Origin of the sequence: Microbacterium fluvii, from assembly GCF_025515205.1 — a bacterium.
Taxonomy (GTDB): Bacteria; Actinomycetota; Actinomycetes; order Actinomycetales; family Microbacteriaceae; genus Microbacterium; species Microbacterium fluvii.
This window is the reverse complement of the sequence record NZ_JAOPFX010000002.1, coordinates 107,802-126,340: the sequence shown is the minus strand read 5'-3', so window position 1 is coordinate 126,340 and position 18,539 is coordinate 107,802. Positions and strand designations below refer to the sequence as shown.

The following is an 18,539-nucleotide window of genomic DNA, read 5'->3' as shown; positions in this document are numbered from 1 at the left end:
GCGTTCACAGCTGCATGCGCTCCCCCAGCACGGGGACGGCCGTCAGCAGCTGCCGGGTGTAGTCGTCGGCGGGCGCGGCCAGCACGTCGGCGGTCGGCCCCGACTCCACGATGCGCCCGCGGCGCATCACCGAGACCTCGTCGCTGATGTACCTCACGACGGCGAGGTTGTGCGAGATGAAGAGCATCGAGAGCCCGAGCTCCCCCTGCAGCTCCCGCAGCAGGTTGAGGGTGGCACCCTGCACCGACACGTCCAGCGCGCTGGTCACCTCGTCGGCGATCAGCACAGAGGGCTCGCCGGCGAGCGCCCGCGCGATCGTGATCCGCTGCCGCTGCCCTCCCGAGAACGCGGCCGGGCGCTCTCCTGCGCGATCGGGATCCAGGTGCACCTGCCGCAGCAGCCCCCGCACCCGCTCGACGCGCTCTGCTCTGCTCCACCGCCGGCCGGTGGCGCGCAGCGCCTCGGCGATGGAGTCGCCGACCGTCATCAGCGGGTCCAGCGCGGAGAACGGATCCTGGAACACCAGCTGCATCCGCTGGCGCGCGCGCCGCGCCGCCGCGCTCGAGCCCGCCGTGTCGACGCCGTCGATCAGGATGCGGCCGCCCTCGGGTCGCACGAGTCCCACGGCGGCGGCGGCCACGGTGCTCTTGCCGGAGCCCGATTCGCCCACGAGCCCGACGACGCCGCCCTTGGGCACGGCGATGCTCACGTCGTCGACGACGAGGGTGCGGCCGTAGCGCACGCTCAGGTTCTGGATCTCCAGGGCGTTCATGCCGTCGTCTCCTCCCGGATCGCCTCCGGCGCGAGCTCGGCGGGGATCACCGGGAGCGGCGCCGTGCGGTCGCTGGTCATATCGGGCAGGCATGCGATGAGTGCCTTCGAATAGGGGTGCCGCGCGTCTTCTCGGATGCGGGCGGCAGAGAGCTCTTCGACGATCCGGCCGTCCTTCATGACGACGACCCGATCGCAGAACGCCGAGACCAGGGCGATGTCGTGCGAGATGAACACGATGGCGGCCCCCGTCGCGTCCTGCGCGCGCCGCAGCACACCCATCACCTGCCGCTGCACGGTGACATCGAGCGCGGTCGTCGGCTCGTCGGCGATGATGAGCTTCGGCTTGCCGGTCAGCGCCATGCCGATCATCGCGCGCTGCCGCATCCCTCCGGAGAACTCGTGCGGGTACTGCGTGAGGCGCGCACCGGCGTCGGCGATGCCGACCGAGCGGAGCGCGTCGACGGCGCGGGCGCGGGCGTCCGCGGACTTCATCCGCAGGTGCACCTCGGGGACCTCGGTGAGCTGGCGGCCGATGGTCAGTGACGGGTTGAGCGATGTCAGCGGGTCTTGGAAGACCATCCCCAGTTCGACACCGAGACGGGAGCGATCGGCCGGCGAGAGGGGGCCGGTCATGTCGATGCCGTCGAACCGGTGCCGGTCGGTCGTCACGATGGCCTGCTCGCCGAGGAGCCCCGCGAGCGCCATCGCCGTGAGCGACTTGCCCGAACCGGACTCGCCGACGATGCCGACCACCTCTCCTCTGCCGATGCGCAGGTCGATGCCGTGGACGCGTTCGACGATGCCGCCGTCGGCGGTGGGGAAGGCGACGCTCAGCCCCGCGATCTCGGCGACGACGTCGCTCGGAGGCGCCGAGGCGGGGGCCGCGCCCGCCGGCGTCTTCGACCGGGCGCGCTCCAGCCCGACGGCGCCGCCCGCGCGAGCGGCCACCGCGCGCACGCCCCCACCGCCGCCGCCGGCGACCGCCTCGCTCACGAGGGTGAATACGAGACCGGCCAGCACGACGGCGGTCCCCGGCCCCAGAGCGGCCATCGGATTGACGTAGATGCGCAGGATGCCCTCCTGCAGCATGCGGCCCCAGTCGTAGTCGGGGGCCTGCACGCCGAGGCCGAGGAACGAGAGCCCCGCGAACGACAGCAGCGTCACACTGGCCGTCGCCGCCGCGTTGACGAAGAACGGGTTGGCGATGTTGGGCAGCACGTGCCTGGCCAGGATGCCGACCGGCCCGACACCGACCACACGGGCGGCGCGCACGTAGTCGCGCCCCGAGACGGAGGCCGCCATGTTGTAGACGAGCCGCGCGAACGACGGGATCCCGGCGAACCCGATGGCGAGCATCGCGCCGGTGGCCGTCGCGCCCCAGATGACGGTGAAGAAGAGCACCAGCAGCAGCCAGGGGAAGGCGAGGAGGATGTCGAGGAGCCCCGTGAACCATCGCCGAGGGTAGGTGGGGAGGATGCTCGCGAGCAGCCCGAACACGACCCCGCCGGCGAGCGAGATGGCGGTGGCCCCGAGCGTGAGCAGCAGCGTGATGCGCGTCGCGGTCATCACGCGGGCGAAGATGTCCCTGCCCAGTTCGTCCGTTCCGAACGGATGGCCGGGCCCCGCCGGCAGCAGGCGGTCGGCGACCGAGGTCTGCGCGGCCGCCTCGCCCCAGATCACCGGGCCCAGCGCCGCGAGGAAGACGAGGATCACCGCCCCGCTGATCGCCGCGATGCCCGTGGTCGTCAGTGCCCTGCTCTTGACTGCCATCGCTCAGCCCTCCGTGATCGAGGATCGGGGGTCGATCGTGGCGAGGACCACGTCGACGACGAGGTTGACGCCCAGCACGATGAGGGCGAACACGATCACCACGCCCTGCACCATCGGGTAGTCCTTGGCACCGACCGACGACACCATGACCGTGCCGAGGCCGGGGATGGCGAACACCGTCTCGACCAGCACCGTCGCCGCCGTCAGTCCGGCGAGGATCAGTCCGCCCACAGTCAGCGACGCCGTGATCGTGTTCGGCAGAGCGTGCCGCAGGTAGATGAGGCGTCGGGGCAGGCGTTTGGCCCGTGCCGTGGTCATATATGTGGTGTCGAGCACCGCGAGCATCTCGACCTGCACGATGCGCACGAGATAGGCCATCGGACCGAGAGCCAGCGTGATCACCGGCAGGATCGCGTCGCGCGGCGCGCCCCAGCCTGCTGCCGGGAGCCACCCCAGCTGCACCGCGAACAGGGCGATGAGCCCCACCGCGAGCAGGAAGCTCGGCACGGCGATGATCACCCCCAGCACGCCGGAGAGCGCGAGGGAGAGACCGCGACGGCGACCCGATCGCGCAAGCACGGCGGCGCCGATCCCGGCCGGGATGGCGCCGACGACGGCGATGACGAAGGCGAGCACCGCCAGCAGGAGCGTGGTAGGGAACCGCTGGGCGAGCACGTCGCCCACCGGGCGGTGCAGCCGCACCGAGGTGCCGAGGTCGCCCGTCAGGAGCCCCGTGACGTAGTTCACGAACTGCGTGAACAGCGGCTGGTCGAGCCCGAGCTGGGCCCGAGTGGCCGCCACCAGCTCGGGCGTCGCGCTCGGTCCGAGCGCCGCCCGCACCGGGTCGCCTGGCACGAGATGGACGAGGAAGAAGGAGGCGACCACCACGACGGCGAGGGAGACGAACAGGCGGCCGATCCGTCGGATCAGGAAGGCCGTGCGCGGCGAGATGCCGTGCAGGCGACGACGCCCCTCCGCTCGCGCCGCGATCGCGGCGGTGGCGGATCCGACACCCTCGGAGGGCGGCGCGAGCGGAGGAGTCATCGTCATGTCAGTTCGTCATCCGGATCGAGGTCGGCTGGATGCCGTTCGGCTGCTCGAACACCGCCCCCGACTGGTAGGTCGGAAGGATGTTGTCGGCCAGCGGGAACACATCGAAGCGCTCGATCAGCTCGGTCTCCGCCTGCTGCCACAGGCCGCAGGTGTCCTCCGGAGTCGCGCTCGAGGCCTCGCTCACGAGGGTGTTGTACTCCTCGTTGTCGACGAACATGAAGTTCAGTCCGCCCTCTTCGGGCGTCCCGCCCGCGAAGAAGGTCGACAGCACGAGCGGGCTGCCGGGGAGCAGCACGATCCACCCGGTGTCCCAGTCGAACGTCGACCACAGCTGCTCCGACCACGCCGCCGCATCGTTGGCCACGAGCTCGGTGGTCACGCCGAGCTGGTCCCAGGTCTGCTTCACGAGCTCCGCCGCCGGGGCGTGGGTCGAGGTCGGCGCGTTGTAGACGAACTTGATCGTCAGCGGCTCGCCGTTCTTGCTGCGCTTGCCGTCGGCGCCGAGCGTCCAGCCGGCCTCGTCGAGCAGAGCCGCTGCACGGTCGAGGTCGGTGTCGGGAAGAGACCACGCGGGCGGGTCGACGACGCACAGCAGCGGGTTCTTCGTCACGAGCGAGATCGACTCCAGGGGGTCGCCGTCGGCGACGACCGTGCCCACCTCTTCGCGGTCCAGTGCCGTCGTGAGCGCTTCGCGCACCAGCGGGTCGGAGAACGGGCGGCCCTCCTTCTCGTTGAACAGCATCATCCCGGCGGGGTTGCGGGTGCCGGTGAACTCCAGCCCTGCTCCGTCGAGTCGCGTGCGGTCGGCGCCCGAGATGGCCGCGGCGTTCATCTCGCCCGACAGCAGCAGGTTCGCCGCGGTGCTCTCGTCGGTGACGACGCGCGCCTCGATCGAGTCGGGCAGGCCCACCGTCTCACTGGTGACGTCGTCGGGGCCCCACGTGTAGTCGTCGCGCTTGGTGAAGGTGTAGGTGTCACCGGGGCGCACGTCGGTGAGGTCGAACAGCCCCGTGCCGTTCGTGGTGTCGGACATCGACTCCGGATCGGCCAGGCCCGCGTCGCACACCATCAGGATGGTGCCGACGTTGACCGCGAGGAACGGCGAGTTGGTCTCGCTGGTCACGGTGACCTGGTCGCCCTCCGCGGTGGCGCTGACGGTCTCGTCGATGACCGAGCCGTACGAGAACGTCGCGTTGTCGGGGTCGGCGTTGTAGTTAAGGTTGTCGGCCACGGTCTGGGCGGTGAACTCGCTGCCGTCTGCACAGGTCAGACCCTCCTTGAGGGTGAAGACGACCTCGGTGCCGGTCTCGGTCCACTCCTGTGCGAGCCACGGCTTGAGCTCGCCGTCGGGAGAGACGTAGATCAGGGACTCGTAGGCGAGCGTGAGGACGCTCCACGTGTCGGGCGAGATGGCCTTCATCGGATTGAGATCGCCCGGATCGTCGGTGATCCGGGTGACGAAGGTTCCACCCGAGACGTACTCGGCCTCGGAGGAGGCCGACGGCTCGGAGGATCCAGAACACGACGTGAGCGCGAGCGCCAGGGCGAGAAAGCCGGCGCCGACGGGTACGGCGATACTGCGTTGCATTGCGATTCCTCTCATGCGGTGGTGGTGCAGGTCTGATGCCTCAGCGCGCGCCGACGCGTGCGCTGAGGTGAGCGAGGGGTCCGGCCGCCTTGACGGCGACGTTGACGGTGGGGCGGGTCGTGTAGGGCACGTGGGTCTCGAGGATCTCGACCACCGAGACCTCCAACGGGTCGGCGCCGGCCTGGATGGCCTTGGCGATGGCCGCCTCCGACGCCGCCTCGATCGCGGCCTCGCGCTCGTCCATCGGCGCCATCTGGTCGGCACGGCCGCCCGCGAGCGACAGCGCGGCGCCGACCGCGTTCGCGACGTCCCCGTATTCGGGACGGATCACGACTCCGGCGCTGTCGAGGCGGTCGGGCACGAGGAACCCTCCGCCGCCGACGACGACCAGCGGCAGATCCAGGCGACCGAGCGAGAGCCGTTCGACGGCCTCGTCGAGGCGTTCGGCGACGACCGCGAGCGCGGCTTCGAGAGCCGCCGACGTCGACTTCGCCAGACGCGGCAGCGAGCGCCCTGCCACGGGGGCGCCGCGCAGCGCGGCGGCATCCGTCAGTGTCGGAGTCGACCCGCCGAACAGCAGCCCCTCGCGGTCGATGCGGTAGCCGACCGAGTCCGGACCCACGCGGCCGGTCTCGACGTCGACGATCGTCCCGCCGCCGAGCCCCACCGAGAGGATGTCGGGCATGCGGAAGTTGGTGCGCACACCGCCGATCTCGCGCGGCAGCGTCGACTCCCGCGGGAACCCGCCGGTCACGACGCCGAGGTCGGACGTCGTGCCGCCCACGTCGACGACGATCGCGTCTTCGTGACCGGAGAGGAACGCCGCTCCGCGGATCGAGTTCGCGGGCCCCGAGCCGATCGTCAGCACCGGGTACTGCGCGGCGTAGTCGAGCGACATGAGCGTGCCGTCGTTCTGCGCGAAGAAGGTCTGCGCGTCCAGTCCCTCCTCGCGCACGACGGCCACCAGCGCCTCGGTGACCGAGCGGGCGACGCTGTGCAGTGCGGCGTTGAGAACGGTCGCGTTCTCGCGCTCGATCAGGCCGATCGGGCCGATGTCCTGACTGAGGAAGACGCGCACGTCCGGGCCGATGTGCTCGCGCAGCAGCCCCGCCACCTCCTGCTCCTGGTGGGGCGAGGAGGGGCTGAAGATCCCCGCGACCGCGATGGCGTCGAAATCGTCGAGCCCGTCGACGAAGCGCAGGATGCCGTCGCGGTCGAGCGGCGAGATCGGGGTGCCGTCGACCATGTGCCCGCCGCCGAGCATCGCCGACCCGGCGAGCACGCGGTCGACGAGATCCTGCGGCCATCCGCCCAGCGGCGGGAACTCGGTCGCGGCGGGGGCGCCGAGCCGGATCATTGCGACCCGGTCGAGCTGGCGGCGGGCGACGATGGCGTTGGTGGCGTGGGTCGTTCCGAGCATGACCCGCGACACGCGGGCACGGCGCTCACCGAGCGACGCGAGCACATCGGCGATGCCGGCGCGGATGCCGCCGGTGATGTCTTCCGTGGTCGGCCGCTTGGTGTGAGCGAGCACGGAGCCGCTCGCGTCGAGCACCACGGCATCGGTGTTGGTGCCGCCGACGTCGACGCCGATGGAAAGGTCACGGGCCTCGGTCATCGTGCGGCTCCTTCGAACGGGACGTAGGGGAGGTCGTAGCCGAAGGCCGCGGGGCCGGCGAGCTCGAGCCCCCGAGGGCTTCGCCAGATGGGGTCGCACGCCCACGCGAGCACCGACACCCGCTGGCCGAACCGCAGCATCTCCGTCGTGATCGCGTGGCCGGTCTCGGCGTCGATGATCGTGATGAGATCGGGGACGCTCACGATGACCTCGCCGTCTTCGAGCACGAGGAGGTTCTCGTTCTGCAGCTCGAGCCGCTGCATGCGCCCTCGATCAGCCCCCGTTCCGGTGATGGTCACCGAGCCGCGCACGAACCCGCCGACCGTGCGGCGGTCGAGATCGGTGATCTTGCCCGACATCAGCACGCGGGCGTCGAGCTCTCTCGAGACGGCGGCGACGGGATCCGACGACGACATCAGCGCATGCCCGACCCGCACGGCCGTGCTGACCGTGCCCTCGATGACGGCGCCCTTGGCCATGGCCGCGGTCATCGGGTAGTGCGTCGCGATGCAGATCGATCCGCTCGCCACGGTCAGCGCGCGGGCGTGGCGCTCGAGCCAGTGCAGGTCGACGGTCTTCATCACCGAGATGTTGCCGACGACGTCGCTCTGCACCGCCCACTCGCACGGCACGCCCGCGACGTTCATGGCGACCATCGCGCCGTCGGGGAAGGCGCGGCCCATGCCGTCGGCGTCGAGCACCTTGACGCCCAGCCGCGCGGCCCAGCCGATGGGCTGCACACCGTTGCTTCCGCCGATCTCGGCCGCCATGATCGCCGTGATCGGCCGGCCGAGCAGGCGCTCCGCCTCGTTGCGCAGCGCGACGATCTGCCCGCTGGCGGCGAGCATCTCGATGCCGACGGTGGGGGCGCCGATGCCCGACATCAGCACGATGACGTCGTCGGGTTCGAGCTCGTCGACGGTCACGAGCGGCACCGGGCCGTGCTCGCGCAGGGCCCGTTCTGTCATCATCTGCGCGCCGTGCACCGCGCCGCCGCCGCCGGTGCCGAGCACCGCCGTGCCGATTCCGAGTGCCGCGACGTCGTCTTCGGTGATCTCGGAGAGTCGCTCGACAGCGCGCGGAGCGGGGGGGATCTGCGTCATGTGCCCACGCTACGAAGGAGTCGGCGATGCAACAATGTTCCACCAGGCTAGAACTTCGACTAGAACTGTGCTCATGGCACAGTATTCGGTCACGGACCTGCTGACGGATGCCGCGAGACTCGGCATCCGTCACCTCGCCGGTCCGCACGATGCCCGCCCCATCGTGCGGGTCGAGGTCGCCGCCGTCGACCGCATCTCCGGCATCGGCCCCGACACCCTGGTGATCGTCGCGGGCGACGAGCCGCCGCCCGCGTTCCGCGTCGACGTCGCGCTGCGCCAGGCGGTGGCGCAGCAGCTCGCCGGCCTCGTCTTCGCGTCGGACCTCGTGATGGCCGACACGGCCAGAGCACTCGCCTCGCGGGGTGGAGTGCCCGTGTTCGCCGCGCCAGGCGTCGCCACCGCCGACCTCGCGGTGTCGATCGATCGCGTCATCGCCGGCGGGGCGTCGGCGGCGCTGCTGCGGGCGACGCAGGCGATCGACCGGGCCACCGAGGCCGCCGCCGTGCCGTCGGCGACTCTCGAGGGGATCCTGGCCGAGGCCGAGCGCACCCTCGGCGCACGACTCTCGCTCGTCGACGACCCGCTCGCGCCGTGGTCGGCCCCCGACGTCGTCTGCGTCGGCGAGGTGCCGGTGGGGCGCATCGTGGCGACCGACCCCGATGCCGCGACGACGATCGCCGTGCCCGTCATCGCGGCGCTGCTCTCGCGCGTGGCCCAGCTGCAGGTGCGCGACCGCTACGCGCCCACCCAGTCCCGGTCCGACCTGCTGGTCGAGCTGGTGCTCGCCGAGTCGTCGCGCGTCGAAGGGTTCGCCCCGCAGGCGGCGCGCCTGGGGCTCCCCCTCCAGCTCTCCCACTGCGTCGCCTGGCTCTCGCCCACGCACCGAGCCGACGCCGGGTCGCGCGCGCCGCGCAGCGTGCAGCCGGCACTCGAGCTGTTCGCACTGCAGTCGGTCGACGGGCGCGACGAGATGTGGCACGTCGCCTTCGTGCAGGACGACCTCATGCTCGTGAGCACGGAGGAGCACGGAGCGGGCGACCACCAGCGGCGGATGCGGGAGGTCGCCGTGCGCGTGCAGCACCACGCCGAGAGGCTGATGGGCGACGAATGGACCTACACGCTCGGACTCGGCACTCCGCAGCCTGGCGGTCTGGGGCTGCGGCAGTCCGCCGCGGAGGCGAGGATCGCCGTGGAATCGGCGATCGCCGCGGGACGGCCGGGCGGAGTCGAGCTCACCGACATGACGGGCCTGCGACGGGTGCTGCTCGACGTCTACGCCTCGCCGATCAGCCGCAACCTGCTGCACGACCTCCTGCGCCCGCTCGACGACCTCGGCTCGGAGCGGGCCCTCACCGCCGCGCGCACGCTGCTGTCGTACCTCTCCCACCGCAACTCGCTCGCGCACGCGGGGCGCGAGCTGAACCTCCACCCCAACGCCGTGGGCTACCGCCTCAAGCGCATCAAGGCCGCGCTCGAGGTCGACCTCGACGACCCCGACACGCGCTTCGCGCTCGAACTGGCCTGCCGGGTGCGCCTGCTGGGGGCCCGGCGCCGCACGATCGACACCGATCCGCGCGGATCGTCTGCGGGCTGATCAGCGCGCGGCGGTGTAGACCCGCTCGCCCCTGATCCAGGTCTCGGCGGCCCGCACCCCGGCGATCTCGTCGCTCGGAACCGTGAACACGTCGCGGTCGAGCACGACGAAGCTGCCCTCGAAGCCTGGGCGCAGCATCCCGACCCCCTCCAGCGGCGACAGGAGTCTCGCCCTGCCGGTGTACAGCAGCAGCGCCTGGGCGGGGCTGATCGCCGCCGCCGGCCCGAAGTCCACCCCGTTGTAGGTGCGACGCCGCACGGCCGCCTCCACCGAGAGCATGACGTCGTCGGCCCCGCTCCACGCCGTCGCCGGGCGGTCGGACGACAGTGCGAGCGGCTCGAGTCCCGCGTACAGGCGGGCGATCGGGTAGGCGTCGGGAACCTGCTCGGCCCGCAGGGCCGTGCGGTAGCCGTCATACTCGGCGAAGAAGAAGACCGTGTGGGTGGCGATGCCGAACGACATGCGCGCCGCGCGCAGCCGATCGAGATACTCGTCGCTCACGATCGTGGCGTGCTCGATGCGCACCGAGGGGACGCCCTCCAGCCACGGCTCCTCGTCGCCGAACAGCTCCAGCACGCGATCGAGCGCCCGGTCGCCCATGGCGTGCAGGGCGAGCTGCACCCCGTTGCGCCGCGCCCACGCGGCCGCCGCCCGCACCTCGCCGTCGGGGACGAGGCTCAGACCGTGGTCGCACGACCCCGGGTAGGGCTCGTGCACCCACGCGGTGCGGTTGGAGTACGCACCGTCGAGCACGACCTTGACCCCCGCGACCCTGATCCGACCCTCGCGGTCGCCCGGTCGCAGATCGGCGAGCGGATGCTGCGGATCCCACCCCGGATAGAGCGCGACCTGCGTGCGCATCCCCCGATCCGCGGCAGCGCGGAACGTGTGCAGCGGATCGTCGACGCGGGTCGACAGCAGGTCGCACACGGCCACGATCCCGCGCGAGGTCAGCTCGTCGCCGATGGCCACGAGCGCGTCGATCTGCTCGTCGCGCGTCGGGGCGGGGATGAAGGCGGCCACCGCCTGCACCGCCGCGAGCTCGGTGAGCACACCGGTCGGCCGGCCGTCGGGGTCGCGTTCGAAGCGGGCGCCGTCGGGGTCGGGTGTCGCCGCCGTGATCCCCGCGATCTCGAGCGCGCGGGAGTTGCACACGGCCGAGTGTGCGTCGCACCGCCACACCAGCACGGGACGATCGGTCGAGACCCGATCGAGGTCCGTCGCCGTCGGCATGCGCGCGCCGGGGAACTTCGTGTCGTCGAAGCCGCGGCCGAGAATCCACTCCCCCTGCGCCTGATCGGCGTGCGCTCGCAGCACCGCGACGAGCTCGTCGGGCGAGGCGACCGCCGGCGGGAAGCACTCGACGGCCGGCGCCGTTCCGGCGATCACCGCGGGATGGGTGTGGCTGTCGATGAGCCCGGGCACGACGGTGCGGCCGCCCAGGTCGAGGGCCTCCTCGCCGGCGACCTCCTCTTGCGAGCCGACCCAGTCGACGAGCCCGTCGACGATGCGGAACGCGGTGGCGAACTCGCCCTCGGAAGCACCCGTGAACACCTTCGCGCCGATGAACAGCTGTGCGGCCATCTCTCCTCAGATCTCCCGCCACGTGAAACGGCCACCCACCAGGGTGGCGGCCACCGGCATGTCGCGAAGCTCGTCGCGGTCGCACGAGCCGGGGTCGCGGTCGACGACGACGAGGTCGGCCTGCTCCCCTACCGCCAGGGACGAGCGGACGGATGCGGCCAGCGCGACGTCGAGATCGAGGCGCTGCTCTGGGTGCCAGGCGTCGCGGTCGCCTCGGCTGCGCGCGGTCGCGGCGGCGATCGAGATCCACGGGTCGAGCGGGGCGACCGGCGCGTCGGAGCCGAGCCGCAGCTGCGCCCCTGCGCGGTGCAGCGAGGCGAAGGCGAACGCGCGGTCGGTGCGCCCCGGCCAGTGGCGGTCGGCGACGTCGCGATCGTCCATCGCATGCTCGGGCTGCACGCTCGCGACGAGCCCCAGCGCGGCGAACCTCGCGAAGTCGTCGTCGCGCACGAGCTGCGCGTGCTCGATCGTGCCGTGCATGCCGAGTTCGGCGAAGACGTCGAGCACTTCGCTGTTCGCGCGGTCGCCGATCGCGTGCACCGCGGCGGCGATGCCGGCCACGCGGGCGCGCTCCAGCAGTCGGCGGAGCTCGGGCAGATCGACGCCCTGCATGCCGCACGCGTGCGGCGAGGCGGGATCCGCCCCGGGATAGGGGTCCCAGCACCACGCGGTGCGGGTGTTGAGCGAGCCGTCCACGACGACCTTGAGCGGCCCGAACGAGACGAGACCCGTCGGGTCGAGGGCATCGCCGGTGCGCAGGCCCTGCGCGATCGCCGCTTCCAGCCGGTTCGGCCAGACCGCCGCCTCCACGCGCAGCGACGTCACCCCGGCGCCCACCCGCGCGGGCCACGCGGCGACGTTGTCGTCGTTCTCGAACTCGACGATCCCGACGACGCCGCGGGCGGCGGCGGCATCGGCTGCCTCCCGGTACTCCTGCATCGACGGCGAGAACGACGAGTCCAGCGTGTGCAGCGCCTCGATCCACGGCCCCTCGCGCAGCAGCCCCGACTCGTCGACGGCGACGCCCAGGCGCGCCGCCGCGGCGCGGGTGAGCCATCCGCAGTGCAGATCGCCGCTCACGAGCACGACGGGGGCGTCCCCGGCGACCGCCTCGAGCGCGGCGAGGCTGGCCGGCACCGGCCAGAGCGCGTCGCGGAAGCCATAGCCCACCAGCATCCGCTCGGTCGCCAGGGGTCTGCCCTCGAGCGCCCTGCCGACGACGGCGAGCACGTCGTCGGCCGTCGCGGTGCGCGTGAGATCGAGGCGGCTGCGCCGCACGACGTGCTGGGTGAAGTGCACGTGGGCGTCCCACAGGCCAGGCCCGATCCAGCGCCCATCGGCGTCGACGACCTCGCCGACCGCAGCGGTCGAGCCCGCCGGCGCGATCTCGGTGATCCGTCCGTCTCGCACGACGACGTCGACGGGGTCGGCGCCGAACGGGCGGGCACCGCGGATGGTCAGGGAGGAGGAGGCATCGCTCATGGGCGCCGTCACACCACCGGCACGGGGGCGGTCGCGAAGCCGAAGAGGTCCTTCGGGTCGTCGGGGGCCGCCACGAGGTCGATCTCCTGGGCGAGCCCGGAGCCGGCGACGTCGGCGCGCAGGTGCCGCAGCGCCGAGAAGTCCTCGATCGCGAAGCCCACCGAGTCGAAGATGGTCACCTGATCGGCGCTCGTGCGCCCCGGCGCGTGGCCGAGGAGCACGCGCCAGAACTCGGTCACCGGGAAGTCGGCGGCCACGTTCTGGATCTCGCCCTCGATGCGGGTCTGCGGCGTGTACTCCACGAACACCGGCCCGCGCTGGAGGATGCGCGGATCGAGCTCGGTCTTGCCTGGGCAGTCGCCGCCGATGGTGTTGATGTGCACGCCGGGTGCGACGTCGGCGTCGACGAGCGCCTGGGCGACCGCCTTGTCGGCCGTGCAGGTCGTGATCACATCGGCCCCTCGGGCGGCCTGCGACGCCGAATCGCACACCGTGATGCGGAATCCGCGCGGGGCGAGATTGCGCTCGAACTTGGCCATGGCGGCGGGGTCGACGTCGTAGATCCGCAGCTCGTCGATGCCGAGCACGGCGCGCATCGCGAGCGCCTGGAACTCCGCCTGGCTTCCCGCGCCGATCATCGCCATGACGCGGGAGTCGGGCCTCGCGAGGCGGCGGGCGACCATCGCCGACGTCGCCGCGGTGCGCAGCGCGGTCAGCAGCGTCATCTCGGCCAGGAACACCGGGTACCCGTTGTGCACGTCGGCGAGCACGCCGAACGCGGTGACGGTCTGATAGCCGCGGGCGGGGTTGAAGGGGTGCCCGTTGACGTACTTGAACGCATACGTGTCGGGGTCGCTGATCGGCATCAGCTCGATGACGCCGAAGGGCGTGTGACTGGCGATGCGGTGGGTCTTGTCGAACGACTCCCATCGGCGGAAGTCGGCCTCGATCGTCTCGGTCATCTCGGCCAGGATGCGCTCGACGCCGTGGTGCGCGATCCACTTCACCATCTCGGCGACGCCGACGAACGCGGTCACGGGGCGACCGCTTCGACTCGGGTGCGCTCGATGCGCGACGCCAGCGCGGGGTTGCGGTACGGCCCCGGCTGCCGCAGCGCCTCGATGACGCGGGCGACCACGTCGGCCGGCTTGTCCTGGCTCATCTTCTCCTTGGCCTCGAATCGGGTGACGACCATGCGGAAGCCGACCGTGCCGTGCACGATCCGTGCCGCATAGTCGGCGTTCTCCAGCGTTCTGTTCATCAGGTAGGGGTCGGGCAGCACGCGCTCGAACCGCTCGACGAGGCGATCGAGCACCCGCAGGTTCTCGTCGTCGGCGAGGATCTCGGGGGTGCCGTGCAGGTGCGCCACGACGAAGTCCCACGTCGGTACGGCGTGCGACACGTCGTACCAGCCCGGTGACACGTAGCCGCTCGGGCCGTAGACGATCACCATCAGGTCGTGGCGCCCGAGTTCGTGCAGCCTCTCGTCGGGTCGGCCCACGTGGCTCAGCAGCACGATCCCCTCGGCGTCCTCGTCCAGCAGCACGGGGTAGTGCGATGCGACGAGCCCCGCACCGGGGACGTGGCTGACGATCGTCGCCCACGGATTCTCGCGGACGAGTTCGCGGATGCTCGACTCGTCGTCGAGGCGGTAGTCGGGGTTGTGCCTCATGGCCTGGTCCAATCGATGTCGGCGACGGCGAGCACGACGTCGTCCTGGTTCAGCGCGGTCACCCGCGTGCGGTCGCCCTCGGTGCGACCTGCCACCCGGAGGGGGCGATCGACCAGCACGGGGGCGATCGCCCGTACGTCGAGCCGCGCAGGCGTGCGGCCCTCGACGTTGCGACGGGCGGCGTCCATCAGCAGGATGCGGGTCAGCGGGCCGTGCACGAGCAGGTCGGGCAGCCCCTCGACGTCGCGGGCCCAGGCGCGGTCGTAGTGGATGAGATGCGTGTTGAAGGTGAGCGCCGAGAAGCGGAAGAGCTGCCGGGCGTCCAGCACGAGATCTTCGACCCAGTCGGCGCCCTGTGCCACGTCGTGATCGGTGCGCGGCGGGCGCGCCGGGGCATCCGGGTCCGCCTGCTCGAGGAAGACGTCGTGCCACACGCTGCGCACGGCCGTCTCGCCGGCCACCGCGTACTCCCGCACGACGTCGACGAAGACGAGCCGCCCGTGCGATCCGGACTTCTCGACGACGTCTCCCAACCGCGTCGTCTGCGTCACGGTGGCGCCCATCGGCACGGGGCGCACGAACTCGGTCGTCTCACCCGCGTACATGCGCCGAGGAAGGTCGATCTCGGGCACGACGCCGTCGCGCGCCGGAGTGCCGTCGGGGCGGAGGTCGGCGAGCGCGGCATCGAAGGGGAAGAACACGCCCTCCCAGGCGGGGGGAAGCGTCCCGGTCTCGGCGAGCGCCTCTTCGCCGGCCGCGAAGGTGCCCCGATAGGCCTCGACGGTGGCCGCCGAGATGAGCGCCTCGCGCACCACCGTCACGACAGGGCTCCGGCTGCGCGCAGCTCGGCGATGCGGGCGGCGTCGTAGCCGACGAGGTCGGCGAGCACGCTGTCGGTGTGCTCGGCGAACCTGTTCGCGGTGCGGGCCGGCGTCGCGGGAGTGGCCGACAGCTTGATCGGCTGGCCGAACATCCGCAGCGTCCCGAGCGGGCCGTAGTCGGCCGAGACGATCATGTCGCGCTCGGCGGTGCCCGGGTCGTCGACCACCTCGCCGACGGTCTTCACCGCCGTCAGCGGCACGACGTCGCCGGCGAGCGCCTCGAGCTCGGCCTTCGTGTGGTCTTTCAGCCACCCGGCCACGATCGGCTTGACCCGGCGCTCGTAGGTGTCGGCGTCGAACCTCTTGCGCATCGTGTCGATCTCGGGGTCGTCCACCAGCTCGGGGGTGCCGAACAGCTCGCAGCTGGCGTTCCAGAGCTTGTCGGTGTAGGCGCCGAAGAACACCTGCCCGTCGGCGCAGTCGAACAGCTCGTACGGCCGCACCCAGGCGTGCTCGTTGCCTGCGGGCTGAGCGACCTTGCCGGTGACGGTGTAGTCGACCACGGCCGTCTCGGTGAGCGCGAGGATGCTGTCGACCTGGGCGACGTCGACGAGCTGCCCCTCGCCGGTGGCCTCGGCGTGCCGCAGCGCCGCCAGGACGCCGACGACCGCGAACAGCGTCGCGGACAGATCGCCGATGGTCACCCCGACCCGCACGGGGGGAAGCCCCGGGTAGCCGTTCATCGACCACATCCCGCCGGCGGCCTGCGCCGTGTTGTCGAACGCGGGTCGGCGACTGCGGGATCCGGTCTGTCCGTACCCGGAGATGGCCGCGTAGACCAGGCGGGGGTTGATCTCGTGCAGGCTCTCGAAGCCGAGGCCCAGCTTCTCCATCGTGCCGGGGCGGAAGTTCTCCACGAGCACGTCGGCCCGGGCGACGAGATCCCTCAGCACGTCCTTGCCCTCGGGAGTCGCCAGGTCGATGCCGAGACCGAGCTTTCCCCGGTTGTACTGCGCGTAGTAGGCGCTGAACTCCTCGTCGCCGTCGGTGAGATACGGCGGGAAGCCGCGCGACACGTCGGGATCGCGGGGGTTCTCGATCTTGACGACCGTCGCGCCGAGGTCGGCGAGCATCTGCGCCGCATAGGGCCCCGCGAGCACGCGCGAGAGGTCGAGCACGGTGACACCGGTGAGCGCACCGGGTGCAGCGGGAAGAGTGTGGTTCATGTGGGTGATGCCTCCATGGCCAGCGGTTCGGGGTCGTCGACCCCGGCGAGCAGCAGCGCCGTGGCGACCGTCGACGGCGCGCGCACGCCGCGGTAGCGCGACAGCCACGCCGTGGTCGCCACGAGCGCGTTCAGGTCGAGTCCGGTCTCGATGCCGAGGCCGTGCAGCATCCAGACGAGGTCTTCGGTCGCGAGGTTACCGGTCGCCCCCTTGGCGTACGGGCATCGGCCGAGCCCTCCGACCGACGCGTCGAACTCCGCGACACCGAGCCGCAGGGCGGCGTAGACGTTGGCGAGCGACTGACCGTAGGTGTCGTGGAGGTGGAGGGCGGTCGCCTCGATGGGGAGTCCCTCGGCCAGCAGCGCCTCCAGCACGTGGGTGGTCAGCCCCGGGGTCGCGACGCCGATGGTGTCGCCGATGGCGACCGTGCGGCACCCGGCCTCGTGCAGCGCCGCCGCCGCGGAGGTGACCGCATCCGTCTCGACGCTCCCCTCCCACGGATCGCCGAACGCCATCGACACGTAGCCGCGCACGGGAAGTCCGGATGCCGTCGCCTGCTCGATCACCTCGACGGCACGCGCGATCGCACCCTCGCGGCTGTTGTTGAGGTTGGCCTTCGCGAACGACTCGGTCGCACTGACGACGACCGAGACCTCCCGCACGCCCGACTCGAGGGCGCGCTCGAGGCCGCGCAGGTTGGGAACGAGGCCGACCGCGCGGGCGCCGGCGGGCACGTCGAGCTCGGCGAAGACCTCCGCGGCATCGGCCAGCTGCGGCACCCAGGTCGCCGGCACGAAGCTCGACACCTCGAGGTCGCGCACACCGGCGGCGTACAGTCGGCGGCACAGCTGCGCCTTCACGGCCGCGGGGATGATGTCGGCCTCCGCCTGCAGTCCGTCTCGGGGGCCGACCTCGAAGACGGTGACGCGGGAGGGCAGCCCGGGCTCGCGCACCGTCTGCGGAGCCGGGGCGGTCATCTCGATGCCGCCGCGCGCAGCTCGGCCAGCACATCGCGCGCATGCTCGACGCGGATGCGCCGATCGGCGACGATGCGCGCGGCGACGGCGCCCACCTCGTCGACGGTGGCGCCGGCCGTGGCGGCGATCGTGCGGGCGTGCAGGGTCATGTGGCCGCGCTGGATGCCCTCGGCCGCCAGCGCGCGCAGCGCGGCGAGGTTCTGGGCGAGTCCGACCGAGGCCACGACGCTCGCCAGTTCCCTCGCCGTGGAGACGCCGAGCAGCTTCACGGCGGCCTGCGCGGCGGGGTGGGCCCTCGTGGCCCCGCCGACGAGGCCCACCGCGAGCGGAACCTCGAGGGTCGCCGTCAGGTGGCCGTCGGCGTTCTTCTCGAACCGCGACAGCGCGCGGTAGTCGCCGTCGCGGGCCGCGTGCGAGTGGCACCCGGCCTCGACCGCGCGGGTGTCGTTGCCCGTGGCGAGCACGACCGCGGTGATGCCGTTCATGATCCCCTTGTTGTGGGTGGCGGCGCGGTAGGGGTCGGCCTCGGCGAAGGCGCTCGCGGCGACGATGTCGTCGACGACCTGCGGGCCGCCGAGCTGCTCGGCGTCGAACACGGCGCGCACGCGCGTGAGCCGGAGGTCGGCCTTGTTGGTGAGGATGCGCAGCAGCGTGCGGGTCCCCGCGATCTGCGCGATCCGAGGGGCGATCGCCTCGGCCATCGTGTTGACGGCGTTGGCGCCCATCGCATCGCGGACGTCGACATGGAGGTGCACGATCACCTGGGCGCCGGCGCGGGTGCCGAGCACGCGCACCGAGATGTCGAAGGCGCCGCCGCCGACCGACACGAGCATGGGGTCCTGCTCGTTGGCGAGCGCCAGCAGCTCGTCGCGCGCGAGCAGGAGGGCGACGCGGGTGCCGTGCGGGTCGACCGCGTCGAGCACCTGGATCTGCGCGACCATGATGTCGCCCGTGTACGACGTCGCGAAGCCGCCGTGGCCGCGGGCCATGCGCGCCGCGTTCGAGGCCGCCGCGACGACGCTCGGCTCCTCCGTCGCCATGGGGATGAGCCGGTCGACCCCGTCGATCGTGAAGTTGGTGGCCACCCCCACCGGGATGGCGATGAGGCCGACGACGTTCTCGATCATGTGGTCGGCCTGCGCGAGAGACAGCCCGCCGTCGGCACGAAGCCCGTCGAGATCCGCGGCCTGCACCTGTGCGCCCGCGGCGACGAGCGCGAGGCGCGCATCGGGGTCGTTGTCCCGCAGTCCCGGGATCCGGCTGTTCGTTGGCATTCG

15 protein-coding genes are annotated in these 18,539 nt (G+C 71.9%); 1 reads left to right on the top strand and 14 read right to left on the bottom strand.

Translation table 11 applies throughout. The features are described 5' to 3' along the window. Positions 1-4: 4 nt before the first annotated feature. The 6 genes from OAW74_RS09270 to OAW74_RS09245 are packed head-to-tail and all read right to left on the bottom strand — an operon-like array spanning position 5 to position 7,906. Positions 5-772, bottom strand: a complete 768-nt coding sequence (locus OAW74_RS09270) for an ABC transporter ATP-binding protein (protein WP_262874076.1) — start codon at positions 770-772, stop codon at positions 5-7. After that, positions 769-2,544 (bottom strand): dipeptide/oligopeptide/nickel ABC transporter permease/ATP-binding protein, encoded by a 1,776-nt coding sequence (locus OAW74_RS09265; protein ID WP_262874075.1) that lies wholly within the window; start codon positions 2,542-2,544, stop codon positions 769-771. Before OAW74_RS09265 ends, OAW74_RS09270 begins: the two co-directional genes overlap by 4 nt. Positions 2,545-2,547: 3 nt before the next feature. Then, positions 2,548-3,594, bottom strand: coding sequence for an ABC transporter permease (locus OAW74_RS09260; RefSeq protein ID WP_262874074.1), 1,047 nt, complete (start codon positions 3,592-3,594; stop codon positions 2,548-2,550). A gap of 1 nt (position 3,595) precedes the next feature. Then, positions 3,596-5,185: an ABC transporter substrate-binding protein gene (locus OAW74_RS09255; RefSeq protein WP_262874073.1), complete on the bottom strand. Its 1,590-nt coding sequence runs from the start codon at positions 5,183-5,185 to the stop codon at positions 3,596-3,598. Between the two features lie 40 nt (positions 5,186-5,225). Further along, on the bottom strand, positions 5,226-6,803 hold the full coding sequence (locus OAW74_RS09250) for a hydantoinase/oxoprolinase family protein (protein WP_262874072.1): 1,578 nt from the start codon (positions 6,801-6,803) through the stop codon (positions 5,226-5,228). Next, positions 6,800-7,906, bottom strand: coding sequence for a DUF917 domain-containing protein (locus OAW74_RS09245; RefSeq protein ID WP_262874071.1), 1,107 nt, complete (start codon positions 7,904-7,906; stop codon positions 6,800-6,802). The genes OAW74_RS09250 and OAW74_RS09245 overlap by 4 nt, the downstream gene beginning before the upstream one ends. 73 nt (positions 7,907-7,979) lie before the next feature. On the opposite strand from OAW74_RS09245, the gene OAW74_RS09240 reads away from it, so the two are divergent. Beyond that, positions 7,980-9,500, top strand: a complete 1,521-nt coding sequence (locus tag OAW74_RS09240) for a PucR family transcriptional regulator (RefSeq protein ID WP_262874070.1) — start codon at positions 7,980-7,982, stop codon at positions 9,498-9,500. Here the strand turns inward: OAW74_RS09240 and OAW74_RS09235 are convergent, their stop codons facing one another. The 8 genes from OAW74_RS09235 to OAW74_RS09200 are packed head-to-tail and all read right to left on the bottom strand — an operon-like array spanning position 9,501 to position 18,536. Beyond that, on the bottom strand, positions 9,501-11,084 hold the full coding sequence (locus OAW74_RS09235; RefSeq protein ID WP_262874069.1) for an amidohydrolase: 1,584 nt from the start codon (positions 11,082-11,084) through the stop codon (positions 9,501-9,503). It abuts the gene before it with no gap. A 6-nt stretch (positions 11,085-11,090) separates the two neighbouring features. Beyond that, complete coding sequence (locus OAW74_RS09230; protein ID WP_262874068.1) at positions 11,091-12,566, bottom strand: amidohydrolase; 1,476 nt, start codon at positions 12,564-12,566, stop codon at positions 11,091-11,093. A gap of 8 nt (positions 12,567-12,574) precedes the next feature. Beyond that, positions 12,575-13,576: an ornithine cyclodeaminase gene (locus tag OAW74_RS09225; protein WP_262874460.1), complete on the bottom strand. Its 1,002-nt coding sequence runs from the start codon at positions 13,574-13,576 to the stop codon at positions 12,575-12,577. 23 nt (positions 13,577-13,599) lie between these two features. Next, positions 13,600-14,238, bottom strand: coding sequence for an FMN-binding negative transcriptional regulator (locus OAW74_RS09220; protein ID WP_262874067.1), 639 nt, complete (start codon positions 14,236-14,238; stop codon positions 13,600-13,602). Next, on the bottom strand, positions 14,235-15,059 hold the full coding sequence (locus tag OAW74_RS09215; protein ID WP_262874066.1) for an FAS1-like dehydratase domain-containing protein: 825 nt from the start codon (positions 15,057-15,059) through the stop codon (positions 14,235-14,237). Before OAW74_RS09215 ends, OAW74_RS09220 begins: the two co-directional genes overlap by 4 nt. After that, positions 15,056-16,285 (bottom strand): CaiB/BaiF CoA transferase family protein, encoded by a 1,230-nt coding sequence (locus OAW74_RS09210; RefSeq protein WP_262874065.1) that lies wholly within the window; start codon positions 16,283-16,285, stop codon positions 15,056-15,058. The genes OAW74_RS09215 and OAW74_RS09210 overlap by 4 nt, the downstream gene beginning before the upstream one ends. Next, positions 16,282-17,262, bottom strand: coding sequence for a hydroxymethylglutaryl-CoA lyase (locus OAW74_RS09205; RefSeq protein WP_262874064.1), 981 nt, complete (start codon positions 17,260-17,262; stop codon positions 16,282-16,284). Before OAW74_RS09205 ends, OAW74_RS09210 begins: the two co-directional genes overlap by 4 nt. Further along, complete coding sequence (locus OAW74_RS09200; RefSeq protein ID WP_262874063.1) at positions 17,259-18,536, bottom strand: hydroxymethylglutaryl-CoA reductase, degradative; 1,278 nt, start codon at positions 18,534-18,536, stop codon at positions 17,259-17,261. Before OAW74_RS09200 ends, OAW74_RS09205 begins: the two co-directional genes overlap by 4 nt. Between the last annotated feature and the right edge of the window lie 3 nt (positions 18,537-18,539).